This window comes from Bradyrhizobium sp. Gha (genome assembly GCF_900113735.1).
Taxonomy (GTDB): Bacteria; Pseudomonadota; Alphaproteobacteria; order Rhizobiales; family Xanthobacteraceae; genus Bradyrhizobium.
The window spans coordinates 97,293-112,014 of sequence record NZ_FOQM01000001.1; the positions used below are offsets into that span (position 1 = coordinate 97,293).

Genomic DNA, 14,722 nt, shown 5'->3' on the forward strand with positions numbered 1-14,722 from the left:
CACACGCCTATGTCTTCATCCTCCATCAAACCGCGCAAGGCGGTCTTCGCCGGAGCGATACGATCTGTTCGCCGTAATACTCTATTCTACGATGAGGGCGTAACAGACGTGCCCAAGTAGCTTCCGCGGTATATGTTGCGATGAAACCGCAGAGATAAACCAATAGGTCGATGTAATGCACGACGCCGTTTAGTTCGATTCTCGAACGAGCATCAGGAGCTCTATTTCCAAACGCGCCAAAAAATTTGGTGGGAACAGAGTTTACTTATATAACGAACTCAGCAGCTTGAGCGCTGGCTGGGGCGGGAGGGATCGAACCTCCGAATGGCGGAATCAAAATCTGATTGATTGTTCAATGATTTCAAGGCGCATTTGGAAAAAAATGTGCGAAATGGCCCCTAGTGAGATCAATTGCTTAGCAGGCTTTTCCAAATGGAAAAGCGCCCAGCGCGGATCGCAATTGGGCAGCCAACCCGCGACCTAGACCCTTGGTAGTTCGTCAAAAGCGTCCCTTGAAGCAGCGGCTTGACAGCTACTAAACGAGTGCGCCGAGAGACCAAAATCGGGACCCGCTGCCGCGCAGGCCAATTCAAAGTTCGCGCACAATCTACAGGGAGCGCCGCAGTTTCCATCACGCAGGCTCCCACACACGATTGCCGAGTTTGCTTGACCCCACGGCTACATCAACCACCTCGTGAGGGCTCAGAAGACAAACGCAGCCAAGCGGCCCACCACCGCGACCGATAAGGCTACGAGAACGACGAGAAGTTGCCCAAAAACTGGACCTCTTCCATGTCGATGTCCGGCATCGTGATCATGGCGTATGCGATCATGTGGCAACTGTCCATGGCAGTTCCTCTCCTAGCTATCGTTCTGCCGTCTTCCGGGCAGTACCAACCCGCTCGGAGCGGATCGCTCGAGGGGCGACTCTTCGCTTAACACGCGCGGATCAGGCCGCCCTGCTTTCAAGCTCCGTCTGATGAGATGCCGCAATCGTTCCGACGCACACTCCGAAGCCGATGGATGCAAAACCCTCACGAGTGCAGCGCCCTCAAATCGGATCTCGTCACCGTCGTGTAGAAAGCCGCGACGCTCTCCGTTGGGAAGCGTAATGGGGCGGGTTCCGGCAGACGTGAATTCGAGCATGCTGCTCAGTTCAGCGTCGGTAGGTCCGGAAATCGTGCCGGTGCCGATCAGGTCCCCCGGTAGAAGGTTGCATCCATTGATCGTGTGGTGCGCAACCATCTGCGCCGGTGTCCAATATAGATGTTTGGCGTTCGAGTTGAGAATTTCGACCGGAACGTCCCTTGCGGCCCGCATCTTTTCGGTCGTGAGAAACACCTTCAGGCTTATGTCCAGCCCGCCACTTTTCTGATCATCGTCGTCGAGCAGATATTTCAACGGCTGGGGGTCCCCGTGAGGACGAACCATCGCCGGAATGCGGAACGGCGCCAATGCGTCCGCGGTAACAACCCACGGCGACACAGACGTTGCGAAACTCTTGCTGAGGAACGGGCCGAGTGGGTACATCTCCCAGCGCTGGACGTCCCTCGCCGACCAATCGTTGAGTAGTGAATAGCCGACAATCTGTTCGCTTGCGCGCGCAACCGGGATTGGACTTCCGAGCTCGTTGCCGCCGCTGAGATAGAATCCCATCTCCAATTCGAAATCGAGCCGATCGCAAGGGCCGAAGCCGGGGCTGCCTCCGTCCACCGATGGCATCCGCTGTCCAATGGGTCGGCGAACAACACCCTGCCCGACTTGCACCGAAGACGCCCGTCCGTGATAGGCAATCGGCACCCATTTGTAGTTGGCGGGCAGCGGATTTTCAGGCGTGAGAAGTGCGCCCGCCGCCTTCGCATGATTTATGCCGGCATAAAAATCCGTGTAGTTCGGCACCGCGGTCGGACGATACATCGTGCAAGCGCTCATTGGGACCAGCAGGTCCGACGCATGGCGGCGCGCAGCCTCACCGTTTGAACCCGCGTCAAGCGCGGCACTGATTGCCTTTCGTAAAGTTCGCAACGAGCCAGGCCCCAACGCAAACAGCGAGTTGAGCGAGGAGTCGGCGACGGTCCACTCGGGAATTTCTCTCGGCAGGAGACCGGCCCTGTGTGCCGCATGAAAATCAAGAATCTGATCGCCGATCCCAACCCCCGCGGACAGTTTTCCCTCCTTGCCACGGCTGAAGACGCCGAGCGGCAGATTCTGGATGGGGAAGTCGCCGGAGGGGTCGTTGGCGGTCGACACAAAACTGCGGCGTGCCGGATCGTGGGTCTCGTCGATCGTAGCTTTCATCATGCAGCTCCCGCCAACGCCTTGTTGTCTTCAGAGGACCAGATGCCGATTTCCGATTGGACAAACTGAGCATCAAACGCGCGCCGCTCGGCCGAGGCACGGGCCGTTTGGTCACTTAGCGAACCAAGCCATATCACCAGGAAGGCCAACGGCATCGAGAAGAGCGCGGGATTGTCGTAGGGAAATAACGGCGCCGCGAAATGGAACACCGCGACCCAGACAGTCTTGCTCAGCACGACAAATATGAGGGAGCTGAACAGACCGACGAGGCCGCCGGCAACCGCACCGCGGGTGGTGGTACCGCGCCAGAAGATCGCCATCGCCAGCACTGGAAAATTGCAGCTTGCCGCGACCGATAGCGCTAAGCCGGCCATGAACGCGACATTCTGGTTCTCGAACGTGATGGCTAGGCCCACCGTGACGATGCCTATCGCCACCGCGGCAATCTTCGCAACCATCACCTCACGTGCCTCCGGCGCGTTACCCTTCGCAATCACCTGCCCATAAATATCGCTCTTCCATGAGCGGCAGCATCTTGAATTGGTTGAAGAGCTGATCAGAAACCCACCGCCCAAGCACGGCAATGCGCAAGGTCGGCAAATAGGTTCGGCTCGCTCGGTCGTATTCGAGGTAACCGGGCTTTTCAGCATCGCTGCACCGCTTGACACGGGATAGTCGAGCTCGTCGCGGATTTCCTCTTGAGACCGAGAGGACGCCTCTTGCGATCAAAATGCTCCATTATCTCGATGACGCGCCGAGCGGATTTGATAATTGCGTTTGCCATGACTCTCCTTCATGACGGTTCCTCATATATGGAAATCGCACCTATAAATGAGAATGTCTTTCCTTTGTCGGGAGCTTGCTTAAGCTTCCCTGCTTAGACAAGAGAGGGCAAGCGAAAGATGGAACTCCTCGCAAGAGGCGAAGTGGTCGCTAGCATCGACGACATGATCGGATTCGTCGAAATCCGGCGGGGACCCAACAACTTCTTTGATGTCGGCCTGATCGAACGGATCGCTGAGGGATTCGAGCTCTTGGCAGAGGAGCGGAACTGCCGGGCAATCGTGCTGGCGTCGGAAGGAAGTCGTTCTGCGCTGGCGCAGATTTCGCGAAAAGGACCGGCAGCGGTGGCCAGGGCTCGAGGAGTGACCTGTATCGGGACGCGTTGCGATTGTTTGAGTGTCCAAAACCGATCGTGGCTGCCGTGCAGGGTCCAGCGATCGGCGGTGGACTCGGACTTGCGCCGGTTGCGGATTTTCGCGTTGCAGCGCCGGAAGCAAGGTTCGCCGCAAATTTTGTCAAGTTTGGCATCCATCTGGCTTCGCGATTACCCTGACGCTGCCGCGACTGATCGGGCAACAACGTGCTGCTCTCATGCTGTACACTGGCCGTCGGATCAAGGCCGAAGAGGCGGATTTGTGGGGCCTCGTCGACGCCATAGCCCAGCAAGATCAGTTGCGCCCTGCTGCTCGAGCGATCGCTGCCGAAATTGGCGAAGCGGCGCCGCTTGCCGTGTCGGCAACCCGGATGACGCTCCGCAAAGGCCTTACCGAACTGGTGAGCGCCCAGACCGAACACGAACGGGCCGAACAGACGAAGCTATTCGCCGCTGCCGATTACCGTGAAGGCGTCCGATCGGTGGTCGAGCGCCGGCCGGGGCGCTTCGTCGGGGCATGAGACATACTCGATCGCCGATCCTGCAAGACATCAGAGCGGCGCCCTGAAACAATAAGGAAAAGAGAGATGTTCCGTGAAATTCGGCTTGGGTTCGCACTTCTAGTTTTCCTTGTCGTTTCGGTGCCAGCATCAAGCGCCGAACCTAAATACGGCCCTGGCGCAAGCAACGCCGAAATCCGGATAGGAAACACGATGCCCTACAGCGGCCCGGCATCCGCATATGCTTCTACGGGAGCGGCGGAAGCGGCCTATTTCAGGATGATCAATGATAAGGGCGGGATTAACGGGCGGAAGATCACATTCATTTCATATGACGATGCCTACAGCCCCCCGAAGACGATGGAGCAAACCCGACGGTTGGTCGAGAGCGACGAAGTGCTGCTCATCTTCCAGGCCCTGGGCACGCCGACAAACACTGCGGTTCAAAAATACCTGAATCAGAAGAAGGTGCCGCAGCTTTTCGTTGGCTCGGGCGCAAGCAAGTGGGGAGATCCCGCTCACTTTCCATGGACCATGGGGCTGGCTCCGACCTATTGGAGCGAAGGCCGGGTCTTTGCGAAGCATATCCTGGAGCGTTATCCAAACGGAAGAATCGCGATCCTCTGGCAAAACGACGATGCTGGGAAGGAACAGCTACAAAGCGTCAAAACTGGACTCGGCGAACGAGCCGACATGATCGTCGCCAGCGAGAGCTATGAGATTGTCGAGCCAACCGTGGACTCTCATATCACGAGCCTGAAGGCATCGAGCGCCGACATCATGATTTCTATGTCGACTCCGAAGGCCGCCGCGCAAGCGATCAAAAAGGTGGCCGAGCTAGGCTGGAAGCCAACCTATTTCCAGTCGAGCACATCGGCATCGATCTCTGCGGTATTGCGACCCGCCGGATTCGATAACGCAAAAGGGGTGATCTCGGCCGCGTTTATGAAGGGATATTCCGATCCCACCTGGAAAGACGATCCCGAGATGCTGAGATGGATCGCCTTCATGGATAAGTATTATCCGGAAGGTAGCAAGGAAAACGGCAACAATGTCGCCGCCCACATCGCCGCCCAGGTCCTTGTCGAGGTACTCAGACAGTGCGGTGACGACCTAACTCGCGAAAACATAATGAAGCAGGCAGCCAACTTGCACGGTTACCGCGCCGAGATGCTCCTTCCCGGCATTACGATCAACACTGGTCCAGCCGACTATTATCCAATCGAGCAGTTGCAACTGATCAGATTCGATGGCGAGCGCTACCAGCCGGTCGGAAGCATCGTTGACGTTTCAGCGGAGCGTAGGGAGTGAACCACCCACCGGCTCGCCCGCCGAGCGAGCACCCAAGTCGAAAATCACACACACTTGGCACGGCATTGTCTGACCCCGGCAGTCGCCGCCTCATCGTCGAGGAGAGATTCTCGCCTTCGAGAAAAAGTACCGTCAGGCCTGAACTGATGACCGAATTTCTCCCGAACGGTTGGCCGCGCACGAAGAGCACCGTGAAGAGTACCGTCAGATCTGCTGAATGCAGCTGGCCGTGAGCCCGCCCGATAGGTCACGATCAACAGCCTAACAGCGACATTCTAGGACGCTGACCCATGAAGACCTAGCGCGTCGCCACCCGACGACATTGCTTGATCCTTGCTGAAGGCATATGTCGAAGCCATAAAAAGCTTGCACTATCATCAGTCGGAAAACAGAGGGACGTATATTTTTATTCTCGGCCTCTAGGCACACGGCGCCTTGAGCCGCCACGGGCAGTAATGCTATCTTGGGTGCGTCATGATGATCCGTACCAATATCGCCTCGGTCTTCTTCCTGAACCGCTAACGGCGCGACCCGCACCGTGCGGGATGGAAGTTCGTGCCTTGCCGCAACGCGGCCAGCACGTGTCTTAGACCAGGTCAGCCCGGCCACACCCGTCGTCCACGGGCGATGGCGGCTGCAGCAGCGATATCGCGGTTTTCATGCCTTCACCCCAAGGTCAGCCGGAGCGCGCCCGTGGCGGCGCGCGGCATCGGCGTGCAACTTCGTCAACTCCACAAACCCCAATCTTTCTCGCCCGCTCGGTCCGTGGACTCGAGTGGCTCGCCGCGGCGGAAATCAAATCCGGTCTGAACGCATCCGTGCTCGCGATAGGCCACAGGGAAATTATCTTTAGCGCAGCTCTCGATTCCCGCGTGCTTGCACTCGGCAGTATCGACGATCTGTTCCTCCTCTGTGGACGAATAGAGGAAATCGATCGCGGACGTATCAGCCTTGCCAAGCTGGCGGCGGGAGTGCGCAAGCTTCCCCTGGCTCGTGCGCTCGCTAGAGTCGGCCGCCTGCGGCCGATCCACCGATCGTCCGGTTTTGAGGTAATCGCCAGTTTTCTGGGACGGCGAAATTACAAACGTACGGAGATCGAAGTTTGCACCGGCGCGGTGATCTCCGAGGTCACCGGCATGGCGTTCCACGACCACGAGACCGATGCCGCCCCGGAGCGCGACGTGAGTTGGCGGATTCACATCAGAGATGGGGAGGCCATGGTAGGCCTGCGCGTCGCGCTCCGCCCGCTGCATCGACGCGCCTACAGGATGTCGTCGGCGCCCGGCGCGCTTCATCCGCCGGTGGCTTATGCGATGAGCATGCTTAGTGGTGCGTATCCGGGTTGCAATGTCCTAGACCCATGTTGCGGAACCGGAACACTGCTGATCGAGGCCAGGCGGCTGATGCCTGACATCATCACCATCGGTTCCGACATCGACCGCGACCGTTTGCTGGCCGCGGCTAGGAACGGAGGGGGTGCACGATGCCAATGGATCCAGGCAGACCTTGGACGTTTGCCCTATCGCAACGGCTTTGCCGATTGCGTGGTTGCCAACCTGCCTTGGGGACGGAGCGTCGCCGCCAAAGGGGCCATCAAGGGGAATATGAGCATGGCCGTGGCTGAAGCGATGCGCGTTCTGGCGCCCGGCGGCAACGCCGTGTTGTTGACGTCGCTCGGGGAGAAGCTCGTGAGCGACCGAGTCCTGTGGTCAATCCCGATCAGGTTGGCCGGTCATTGGGCAAATATTCAAATCTTATCTGCTGAAAGCGGAAAACCACCCGCCTGCTTTCAGCGGCGCTATGGGCCATCGTTGCGGCATATGTGGACTCAATTTGGTGCCTCGCCACCTTAAATGTGGCACATCATTCCGCCTCTGGCCCGGAGAGCAACGACAGACTGGATCGACCGCGGAAGGTCACGCCGACGCCCACGACTCCAGTCGACGCTGCAGCGACGCTTCGCCTCTCACCTCCCTGTCATTCGGCTTGCAATATTTGCAGGCCGATTGACACACGAGTTTTGGATTTGGCAGGGGTTTGAGGCACGGGTCGAGAAGTAAATTATCAATTCTATAGTTCGATAGCGGGGTGGCCCTCGACTACACAGCCGAATATTTTCGGCCCAGCGACGGCCAGACGCGATGGCTTCGGGTTGCGGCTCCGAGCGAGCCTGTTCCTGCCGGTCGGCCCATTCGCCTCATCGGCACGTATTTCGGTGCGTCGGATGCGAAGCTCGAGAACTGGCTTTGCGGGAGAACGAGAAGCGGGTTCGCACGATAGCTGACACTACACCCATTCCGATGTAGGTCACTAAGTTCGGCATGCGCTCGATGGCGAGACCGATGCTTTCATTTTGCCCAACTCCGACCACCAGCTCGGTGATTTGTTTAGGATCGCGCACACCGCGCTGTTCTTGACCAGCTCGGTCAGAAGTCATTGCGGTCTACAAAGCCGAGTTTCATCAACGTCCTTTATTAGGAGTGCAATCTCTTCAGGCCCCTTCGGCACATTCTGCAAAAGACGATAGATCGCCACCCCAAACCCACTCCCACCTGCCTGTCTGGAGATCGGCTCGCAAATTTCGCAGGTCGATCGACACCTTGTGTTCGTCGAAGGCCTAATGCCGAAGCGGTCGCTGCAGCAGCCAACCCCGCGGCCAGCGCTGCCCACTCCTTCCGCGTGACCGCCATTGCGCAGAAAGCGAACGCGCAGCCAATAAAGGTGGGCCAACCTCCTTCAAGGTCAAGCGAGGCATGAAAAGGGCCATGCGCATTCCCGCCATTCAATGGGAAGATTCGGCCGTGGATCTTCAGGCCGCCATCAATCGCTTCATCGCCGAACACAACCAGACGTCAAAGCCCTTCGTCCGGCGGTCAGTACCGATACCATCATCGCAGCTCGAAACCGACGGTTCCAAGCGTTGGAGTCAATCCACTAGATTCACAACGCGATGAAGCCCCCAACTTGAGAGACATCAAAGCTACTTAACAGTGCCATAGCTAGCAGACGTTTTGAATAAGCCGAAATATGCGCAAAGCAGGCTAATACCGCCGCGCGGGATCAGAACGTTTACCCAAAGTCCTAAAGCGAAGTCACTCCCGCCATTGAAAAACGTGCTTACCATGACTGCGGCCGACGACACATGGAAGACTATGCACGCAATGGAAATAACTCTTAAGGCGGCAACATCGGTCAGCTTCCTGCCAAAGAAAGTCATTGCGGCAAGTCCCCATTCCGCGGCGCCCAGCATATAGCCCATGAAATACCCGCTCTTGTCTACGTGAACTCCGACGGCGGCGGGAAGGAGTGTGGGGCGAAGCACCAAAAGAATGAACGCCATGAACGTGAGAAAAGTATTGATGTCGAAAGCAAGCCTTAACCCTCTATTCATGGCTTTCCCCTAGTGGCTTTGCCCCGCTTGATCACGATCCCAATTCCGCTTGAACGTTACCACAATCAATTCTGCCAACAATCGTGAGAATCAGATTCGGCGAAAGCGAACCCGCCTATCGGAGCGAGCAGCAGGAGCGTCCAGCCGTGGCCGGTGCGAACGAGATAGTTCAGTACGAGTAGGTCCTGCCTCCATGCCGAACTCAAGTGTAGTGCCCGTCTCGGCGGCGCAGTGTTCCAGGATGATGCGCAGCCCATGTTTCATACCGGGCACAATCGGCTGTTTCCGTCGAGCAAACCTCCCATGATGGGCGTAAGCCGCCTCCAGAATTTGCCGTGGTATCTGTTCGGGACGACAGTGTCTTCACGCATGGCCATCCTGCTGAGTAATCCCGATGATCTTGCAGACGTGCTCGCGTTTCTCGGCTTCATCAAGAAGAAAAGCCGCCAAGTCGGCGCGCTGCATCGAGGCTGCGCCGTCAGCGCGCGCGCCGACGGAGATCCGGTAACCGCGTCGTGGGCCACCATCGAGCAGCCTTGGCGGCCGGACGATCGTCCAGTCTGATCCGGACTCGCGGACGATTGCCTCCATGGCCTCGCTGTCTCGCAGGTGCCGGCGCAGGATCCATCGCAGCAACCGGATGAATAACTTGTCCGATGGAAACAGGAGTCCCTGCGAGAGCACGAGATAGCGCGTGACATCCGCGCGCTGCATTGCGTGCAGCATGGCCTGCGTCGCCATGCGCAGCAGCAGGGCGTCGTTGAATGTTCGTTGACCGAGGCAGGATATGATCACGTCATGGCCGGGGATGGACTGCGCGAGGATCTCCGCGTCCAGCGCATCGCCGACCAGAATTCTGCAGCTGCTATCGGCAAAGCCCTTCGATCCCGGCCGCATCAGTGCCGACACGCCATGTCCGCGAGACACCGCCTCCGTCACAACGTGGCGGCCGGTCCGTCCCGACGCCCCGACAATGAATAGTCGCATGCGCATTTCTCCCGGACGTTGCCGGCTTTCAGCTCTTTGTCGTTGTCACTGCTGCAGACTTGCGACGATGGCCGTGATCCGACCTGCGCGGGTTTCGGTCGCCATGGCGCCGAGAACATTGTCGATGTCCGCCTTCTGCCGGCTGCGCTGAACGGCAGCAGCGACTTGCCGCTCATCATGCCGACCGTCGTGCGGTAACCATTGACCTTCCCCGCGAACGTGGGCCGCGCACCTCCGCCGAGCTGTCCGATGATGGTCCGGCCGCACCTTGATCCCCGTGTTGCCAGTTTGCTGAAGGCGCGTCATGAAGCGAATGGTTGTCGTGGTCATGCCTGCGTTTCTCCCTCGATGGGAACCCGCGACAATGGCCAGTTCTCGGTTCGGCAGCTCGCGGAGGTGAACAGCCCGACCAGCGGGTTCATCAGCAGCATCATGCGCCCGCCAAAGGTCGGGCAACCGGTTTCGATCTCGGCCTTGATGTTGTCGACGATGAACTGGCCGCTCCGGGCCATCTTTGCCGTCTTGGTACCGTCGAGCGCCTCGGAGATCAGCGTAAGCTCAGTGCCCCCGGACACCTTCTTCAGTTCGTAGGTCGTCCGCGCCGGTGGCTCGTCGGCGGCCATCGCGAAATTGATCGCATGCGAGAAGCGATGCGGCGGCGAGAATTCCAGCACTTCGCCGTAGCAGATCACGAATTTGCCGTCCGCGGACAGCATCCGCATCGGCTTGCCGACCTGCAAGCCATCCTCAGTGTCGCAGACCGAACCGAACAAGAAAGGAAGCACTTCGTCGGTCCTGACCAGTGTGTTCCAAACGGTCTCGATCGGCGCGGCGATCACCACTTTCCACATCTGGCGCTTGCGCTCAGCCATCGCCTTTTCCTCCTTTGCCGGCGCTCTCGGCCGCCTGCTTGATCCCGAGGAGATGGCCCGCCCAGTGGCCGCTGAACGCGTCGGTCCACCGCTCGTAGATCATACGGATCGGCACCGTGTTGAGATACAGGCGGCGCGCCGTGCCATCCCGCTCGCTCAGCACCAAGCTCACGCGCTCCAGCACGGTCAGATGGTTCATGATTGCGATGCGGCTGACATCGAAATTGCGAGCTAGGCGGCCCACCGTCACGCCCGGTTCGGTTCCGACGAGATCGAGAATCCTGCGCCGGTGCGCGTGGGCCAGCGCGTGCAAAACAGCGTCCATCTCCTTTTCCGTCATGATGTAATTACTATATTACATATCTGGACGTGTCAATCCGACGGTGAAAACTGACGCCGACTCTCGCTCGGTGCCCCTATCCCGTACCAATGGTCGCGGTTCTGGGGCGCGGCGTGAGAGGGAGCTTCGCAGCCGCCAGGAGATCCACGTGCATGACACCTGAGCTGGCAGGCTGGACGAAGGAAACCGGGTGGAGCAATTCGAGGCCAACGGCGCACATTTGCGGAAAATCGCCCAGTGAATTCCAATGAACACTGGTCGTGTATTCAAACGCGACATCGGCGGCCAGTCCGGACGTTGGCTAACTGCTTCTGGTCGGGCATCCGCTACCGAGATGCAGGCGTCGAAGGCGTTGGAAGTTTTGTCGAACCTGAACCCAAGTAATCGAACTCAGCCGAATTCCGCTGACATTGCGGCAATCACGTTGGATCTGACGCCAGAATTCCCCAGCCATGCGGCGCCAATGCAATCTCGGTCGCAGGGCCTCTCCGTCGCGTCGTGAGGTCGCCTGCCAGTCTTTCGACGCTTCCATTGATCGCATGGACGACCGGCGCATCGGCCAGATTCAACGCGACCAGCAGCCGGGCTTCTTGGTGAAACGCCTCGAGCAGGAGATCTGCGTTGCGAAGCTCGATCACGCGGCTGCGTGCCCGACAAAGCCAGGGATGTCGCCGCCGAAGCCCGATAAGCTCTTGATGCAGCCGATAGACCAGCCAGCCGAACGGCGCCAGGTCAGCGGGCGCCCCCGGAAATTGCGGACGGATCGCGTCGTCGCCGCCGGCGCGATGCTCCTTGATGCCGCGGAAGCCCTGCTCGTCGCCCGCATAAATCGAAGGGGTGCCGCCGCAAGTCATCAGAATGACGAACGCGTGGGCGAGATACCGCTCATCGCGCAATTGGCCCGCGATGCGCGTGACATCGTGATTGCCGATGAATGTCTGCGGCACGAAGGTCTCGAGCATTTCGCTGTGGCGCTTCAGCGCCCAGGCGAGCTCGAACAGATTGCGATCGTTCAACGAGCTCCAGATCGCCTTCCACAATTCATATTGTGTGACGGCATCCACCCCCGTCTCGGCAACAAAGCCGCTGTAGTCGCCGTGAATCAGCTCGCCGAAGATGTAGGCTTGGGGATGCCGCGCACGAACCGCGGGCAGGACACTTCTCCAGAACTGTCGCGGGACCGCGTAGGCGGCATCGAGACGCCATCCGTCGGCGCCTCGGTCGAGCCAGTGTGTCATGGCGCGCGTCACATAGTCGGCGACAGCCGGCTCCTGATGGTTCAGCGCAACCAGCTGGCTATGTCCCTCGAATGTCGCATAGCCCGGCTCCTGCGCCGGAGAACCTTCGCCCGGCCGGCTCAGGTGAAACCACGACGCCTCCCTGGAGACTGGGCCTTCGGCAAGCGCGCGCTGAAAGACCGGGCAATCGCGACCGACATGATTGAACACGCCGTCGAGAACAACATGCAGTCCACGGCGCGCGCAGGATTTCCATATCCATGGAAAAGCCGCCCCTGGCCGATCATGACGCGATCTTAACTGGGCGACGGCCGGATCCAGGATAATGCTATGCGCCTGTTGGATCTTCTGCAGTTGGCGCATGTCCAGAACCCTGAAAATGGCCGTGAAAGTCGCCGTCGTGCTGGTTGCTTCAGTCGTGTTCTGGATGGATACGGCTCGGCAGGCAAATCAAGCCGTGTTTTTCCACCACCGTCGCGGCGATGATCTCGTCATCTTCGGGATCCAGCGCGACGAGCTGTTGAAATTCCCGGGCAGGGGCGCAAGCCGGATCCGGCATGCGCTTGCCGAGCAGGGAGCGCTCTGGGTCAAGCAGTATGGAGTTCGCAAGACGGAAGGTGGAGGCGTCAAGGTCGGTCCAGAGAAGCAGATCGAATTGACACGAGGTGACGCCGCCTCGGTCAGGTTCGGCGCGAGCTTCGTGATTCCGTGATCGTCGAGCCACGCCATGGGCGAGGGAATGTGAGAGACTGGATCGAACACGCCGTCTGGTGGCACGTCTATCCGCTGGGCTTTGTCGGAGCGGAGCGCGATGGCTGGACGATGCGAAGACCGGCCCCAGCAGGATGCATGGCTACGACACGATCGATCACTTTCAGATCGATCGGCGGTTGGGCGATGACGGCGACTTCGACGCATTCGTCGACGAGGCACGCCGCCCTCGTCTCGATGTGCATCGGATTGCCGCTCGCTTAGACTCGCTTCCCACAACAACGACCATACCAATTGACGCTCAATGGAAAGTTGCGACCGACGATTTCATCGTCACGGTCGCATCGGGGAGAGTTTCGCCACATGTCAGAAAGAACGTTGGTCGCGTCCCCGGCCTCCGCCGGCACGACGCTCGACCGTCATGCGCTCTCACTCAGCACATGGGCCTGGATCGGCTACGAAGTGGGACGGGTCCCCTATGTCATCCTGATCAAGATCTACATCTTCACGCCCTATGTCACGAAGGTGCTTATCGGCGACGCCGTCACGGCGCAGGCGCTGCTCGCGGCATTTGGAGTCACGGCCGGCATCGTTGCGGCATTGACCGTCCCATTTCTCGGAGCGGCGCTCGATCGCATGGGGCCGCGCAAGCCCTGGATCGCGGTCTTCGTGCTGCTCGAGATGCCGCTGCTGATCAGCCTGTGGTGGGCGAAGCCCGACCGAACCGGACTGTCCGCAATGGCCGTCATCGTGGTTCTGACTGCGCTCGGGTTGCTCTTCACCTATGCCGAGATCCTCCACAACGCGATGCTTGGCACCGCGGTCGGGATCAGACGCGCCGGCCGCTATTCCGGAATCAGTCTCGGCGTGGCAAACCTCGTCAGCGTCATCATCATGGTGTTCCTGCTGTGGGGGATTTGCGCTACCCGGGCGTACGCATTGGCTCGGCGTGCCGGACGTACCACTGTTCGGGCTGTCACAGTCACAACATGACATGGAGCGCCTGCTCGGGCCCTTCATCGCGATTCTCATATCGCTGGGAGCGGCGGGCCTGCTCGGATTCTCGATCGATGCGCCGTCGACTCGTGTCAGCCTCGGCTCCGCCGTGCGTCTCGGTCTGAAGGATGTCGTTGTCCTGATCAGGAGTCTGCCGAAGCAAAGGAACATCCTCAAATTCCTGATCGCCAGAACCGTTTATGGCGACGGTCTGCACACGCTGATCAAGCTGGAAGGAATCTACGCTTCCGGCGTGATGGGATGGCACGCCTTCGACCTGCTGGCCTTCGCAATCGTCAAGATCGTGTTCGCGAGCTGTGGAGGCCTTCTGGCCGGCATCCTGAACGTTCGCATCGGAACCCGGCGCGCACTCATCCTCGAGCTCTGCTGTACCATCGTTCTGCTCGTCATGGTCCTGGGCACGACGCCGAAGACACTCCTGTTCTTCTGGGCTTACGACGCGAGCGCGCACGCCGCTTTGTGGTCCGGCCCCGTGTTCCGGACCCTTCCTGAACTCGCCTTTCTGCTGATCTCTGCGTCGATGACGGCGTTCGCTGTCGCCACCGTGGCGTCCGGACGCGCGATGGTCGTGGAGATCGTCGCTCCGGACCGGCTGGGCTCGTTCTTCGGCCTGTTTCACGTCAGCGCGAGCGCGACGGCGTGGATCGCCCCGGCACTGATCGGCTTCTTCACCGCCTATTTCCACTCCCAGTCAATCGGCCTGATTCCCGTAGCGGTCCTGCTCGCCATCGGCGCGGCGACGCTCCTGTTCGTGGAAGGAGGCGATCGCCATGGCGCGCCCGTCAAGTCCGCGATATGAGATCCGCATGTCTCAGGAAGGGATCATGACCCACCCCGGTCGAAAACTCGCTTCCCGGCGAGGTTCGCGGCGATCACAAGCGTGGCGCCTGCAAGCGTCGCG

At 59.4% G+C, this 14,722-nt stretch carries 11 protein-coding genes and 3 pseudogenes; 7 read left to right on the forward strand and 7 right to left on the reverse strand.

Annotated elements, in window-relative coordinates; genetic code table 11:
- Nucleotides 1-861: 861 nt before the first annotated feature.
- Both fahA and BM222_RS00570 read right to left on the reverse strand, forming a co-directional pair.
- Complete coding sequence (gene fahA / locus BM222_RS00565; protein WP_244546970.1) at nt 862-2,301, reverse strand: fumarylacetoacetase; 1,440 nt, start codon at nt 2,299-2,301, stop codon at nt 862-864.
- A pseudogene (locus BM222_RS00570) lies at nt 2,298-2,810 on the reverse strand (sodium:solute symporter family transporter); the annotation flags it as partial. The pseudogene BM222_RS00570 and the gene fahA, both read right to left, overlap by 4 nt.
- Nucleotides 2,811-3,245: 435 nt before the next feature.
- Here BM222_RS00570 and BM222_RS00575 point away from each other — a divergent pair.
- The 4 genes and pseudogenes from BM222_RS00575 to BM222_RS41800 form a co-directional block, all read left to right on the forward strand.
- Nucleotides 3,246-3,975 (forward strand): annotated as a pseudogene (locus tag BM222_RS00575) (enoyl-CoA hydratase/isomerase family protein).
- Nucleotides 3,976-4,041: 66 nt separating this feature from the next.
- Nucleotides 4,042-5,265, forward strand: coding sequence for an ABC transporter substrate-binding protein (locus BM222_RS00580; protein WP_092226234.1), 1,224 nt, complete (start codon nt 4,042-4,044; stop codon nt 5,263-5,265).
- 659 nt (nt 5,266-5,924) lie between these two features.
- Nucleotides 5,925-7,118: a methyltransferase domain-containing protein gene (locus tag BM222_RS00585; RefSeq protein ID WP_092226236.1), complete on the forward strand. Its 1,194-nt coding sequence runs from the start codon at nt 5,925-5,927 to the stop codon at nt 7,116-7,118.
- A 942-nt stretch (nt 7,119-8,060) separates the two neighbouring features.
- Nucleotides 8,061-8,203: pseudogene (locus tag BM222_RS41800) on the forward strand (IS630 family transposase); the annotation flags it as partial.
- A gap of 42 nt (nt 8,204-8,245) precedes the next feature.
- On the opposite strand, the gene BM222_RS00590 reads toward BM222_RS41800, so the two are convergent.
- The 5 genes from BM222_RS00590 to BM222_RS00610 all read right to left on the reverse strand — a co-directional run bounded on the left by BM222_RS00590 (nt 8,246) and on the right by BM222_RS00610 (nt 12,456).
- Entirely contained in the window at nt 8,246-8,656 is a 411-nt protein-coding gene (locus BM222_RS00590) for a hypothetical protein (RefSeq protein WP_092226239.1), read from the reverse strand.
- A 363-nt stretch (nt 8,657-9,019) separates the two neighbouring features.
- The gene (locus BM222_RS00595) at nt 9,020-9,643 is read right to left on the reverse strand and encodes an NAD(P)-dependent oxidoreductase (RefSeq protein WP_177242928.1); all 624 of its coding nucleotides are present in this window, start codon (nt 9,641-9,643) and stop codon (nt 9,020-9,022) included.
- Between the two features lie 326 nt (nt 9,644-9,969).
- Nucleotides 9,970-10,515 (reverse strand): SRPBCC domain-containing protein, encoded by a 546-nt coding sequence (locus BM222_RS00600; protein ID WP_092226243.1) that lies wholly within the window; start codon nt 10,513-10,515, stop codon nt 9,970-9,972.
- Nucleotides 10,508-10,840, reverse strand: a complete 333-nt coding sequence (locus BM222_RS00605; protein WP_177242929.1) for an ArsR/SmtB family transcription factor — start codon at nt 10,838-10,840, stop codon at nt 10,508-10,510. Before BM222_RS00605 ends, BM222_RS00600 begins: the two co-directional genes overlap by 8 nt.
- 434 nt (nt 10,841-11,274) lie before the next feature.
- Nucleotides 11,275-12,456, reverse strand: a complete 1,182-nt coding sequence (locus BM222_RS00610) for an alpha-amylase family glycosyl hydrolase (RefSeq protein ID WP_092226247.1) — start codon at nt 12,454-12,456, stop codon at nt 11,275-11,277.
- Here BM222_RS00610 and BM222_RS00615 point away from each other — a divergent pair.
- The 3 genes from BM222_RS00615 (at nt 12,455) to BM222_RS00630 (ending at nt 14,620) form a co-directional block, all read left to right on the forward strand.
- Entirely contained in the window at nt 12,455-12,805 is a 351-nt protein-coding gene (locus BM222_RS00615; RefSeq protein ID WP_143105880.1) for a hypothetical protein, read from the forward strand. The genes BM222_RS00610 and BM222_RS00615 overlap by 2 nt on opposite strands.
- 362 nt (nt 12,806-13,167) lie before the next feature.
- Nucleotides 13,168-13,797: a hypothetical protein gene (locus BM222_RS40785; protein ID WP_177242930.1), complete on the forward strand. Its 630-nt coding sequence runs from the start codon at nt 13,168-13,170 to the stop codon at nt 13,795-13,797.
- Between the two features lies 1 nt (nt 13,798).
- Nucleotides 13,799-14,620, forward strand: coding sequence for an MFS transporter (locus tag BM222_RS00630; RefSeq protein ID WP_177242931.1), 822 nt, complete (start codon nt 13,799-13,801; stop codon nt 14,618-14,620).
- Nucleotides 14,621-14,722: the final 102 nt, after the last annotated feature.

What these genes read in the sequence shown, in the direction of transcription:
- BM222_RS00580 (WP_092226234.1), top strand. Translation starts at nt 4,042, where the DNA reads ATGTTCCGTGAAATTCGGCTTGGGTTCGCACTTCTAGTTTTCCTTGTC.
- BM222_RS00600 (WP_092226243.1), bottom strand. Translation starts at nt 10,515, where the DNA reads ATGGCTGAGCGCAAGCGCCAGATGTGGAAAGTGGTGATCGCCGCGCCG.
- BM222_RS00610 (WP_092226247.1), bottom strand. Translation starts at nt 12,456, where the DNA reads ATGCGCCAACTGCAGAAGATCCAACAGGCGCATAGCATTATCCTGGAT.
- BM222_RS40785 (WP_177242930.1), top strand. Translation starts at nt 13,168, where the DNA reads ATGTCAGAAAGAACGTTGGTCGCGTCCCCGGCCTCCGCCGGCACGACG.
- BM222_RS00590 (WP_092226239.1), bottom strand. Translation starts at nt 8,656, where the DNA reads ATGAATAGAGGGTTAAGGCTTGCTTTCGACATCAATACTTTTCTCACG.
- BM222_RS00595 (WP_177242928.1), bottom strand. Translation starts at nt 9,643, where the DNA reads ATGCGACTATTCATTGTCGGGGCGTCGGGACGGACCGGCCGCCACGTT.
- BM222_RS00630 (WP_177242931.1), top strand. Translation starts at nt 13,799, where the DNA reads ATGGAGCGCCTGCTCGGGCCCTTCATCGCGATTCTCATATCGCTGGGA.
- BM222_RS00615 (WP_143105880.1), top strand. Translation starts at nt 12,455, where the DNA reads ATGTCCAGAACCCTGAAAATGGCCGTGAAAGTCGCCGTCGTGCTGGTT.
- BM222_RS00585 (WP_092226236.1), top strand. Translation starts at nt 5,925, where the DNA reads ATGCCTTCACCCCAAGGTCAGCCGGAGCGCGCCCGTGGCGGCGCGCGG.
- BM222_RS00605 (WP_177242929.1), bottom strand. Translation starts at nt 10,840, where the DNA reads ATGGACGCTGTTTTGCACGCGCTGGCCCACGCGCACCGGCGCAGGATT.
- fahA (WP_244546970.1), bottom strand. Translation starts at nt 2,301, where the DNA reads ATGATGAAAGCTACGATCGACGAGACCCACGATCCGGCACGCCGCAGT.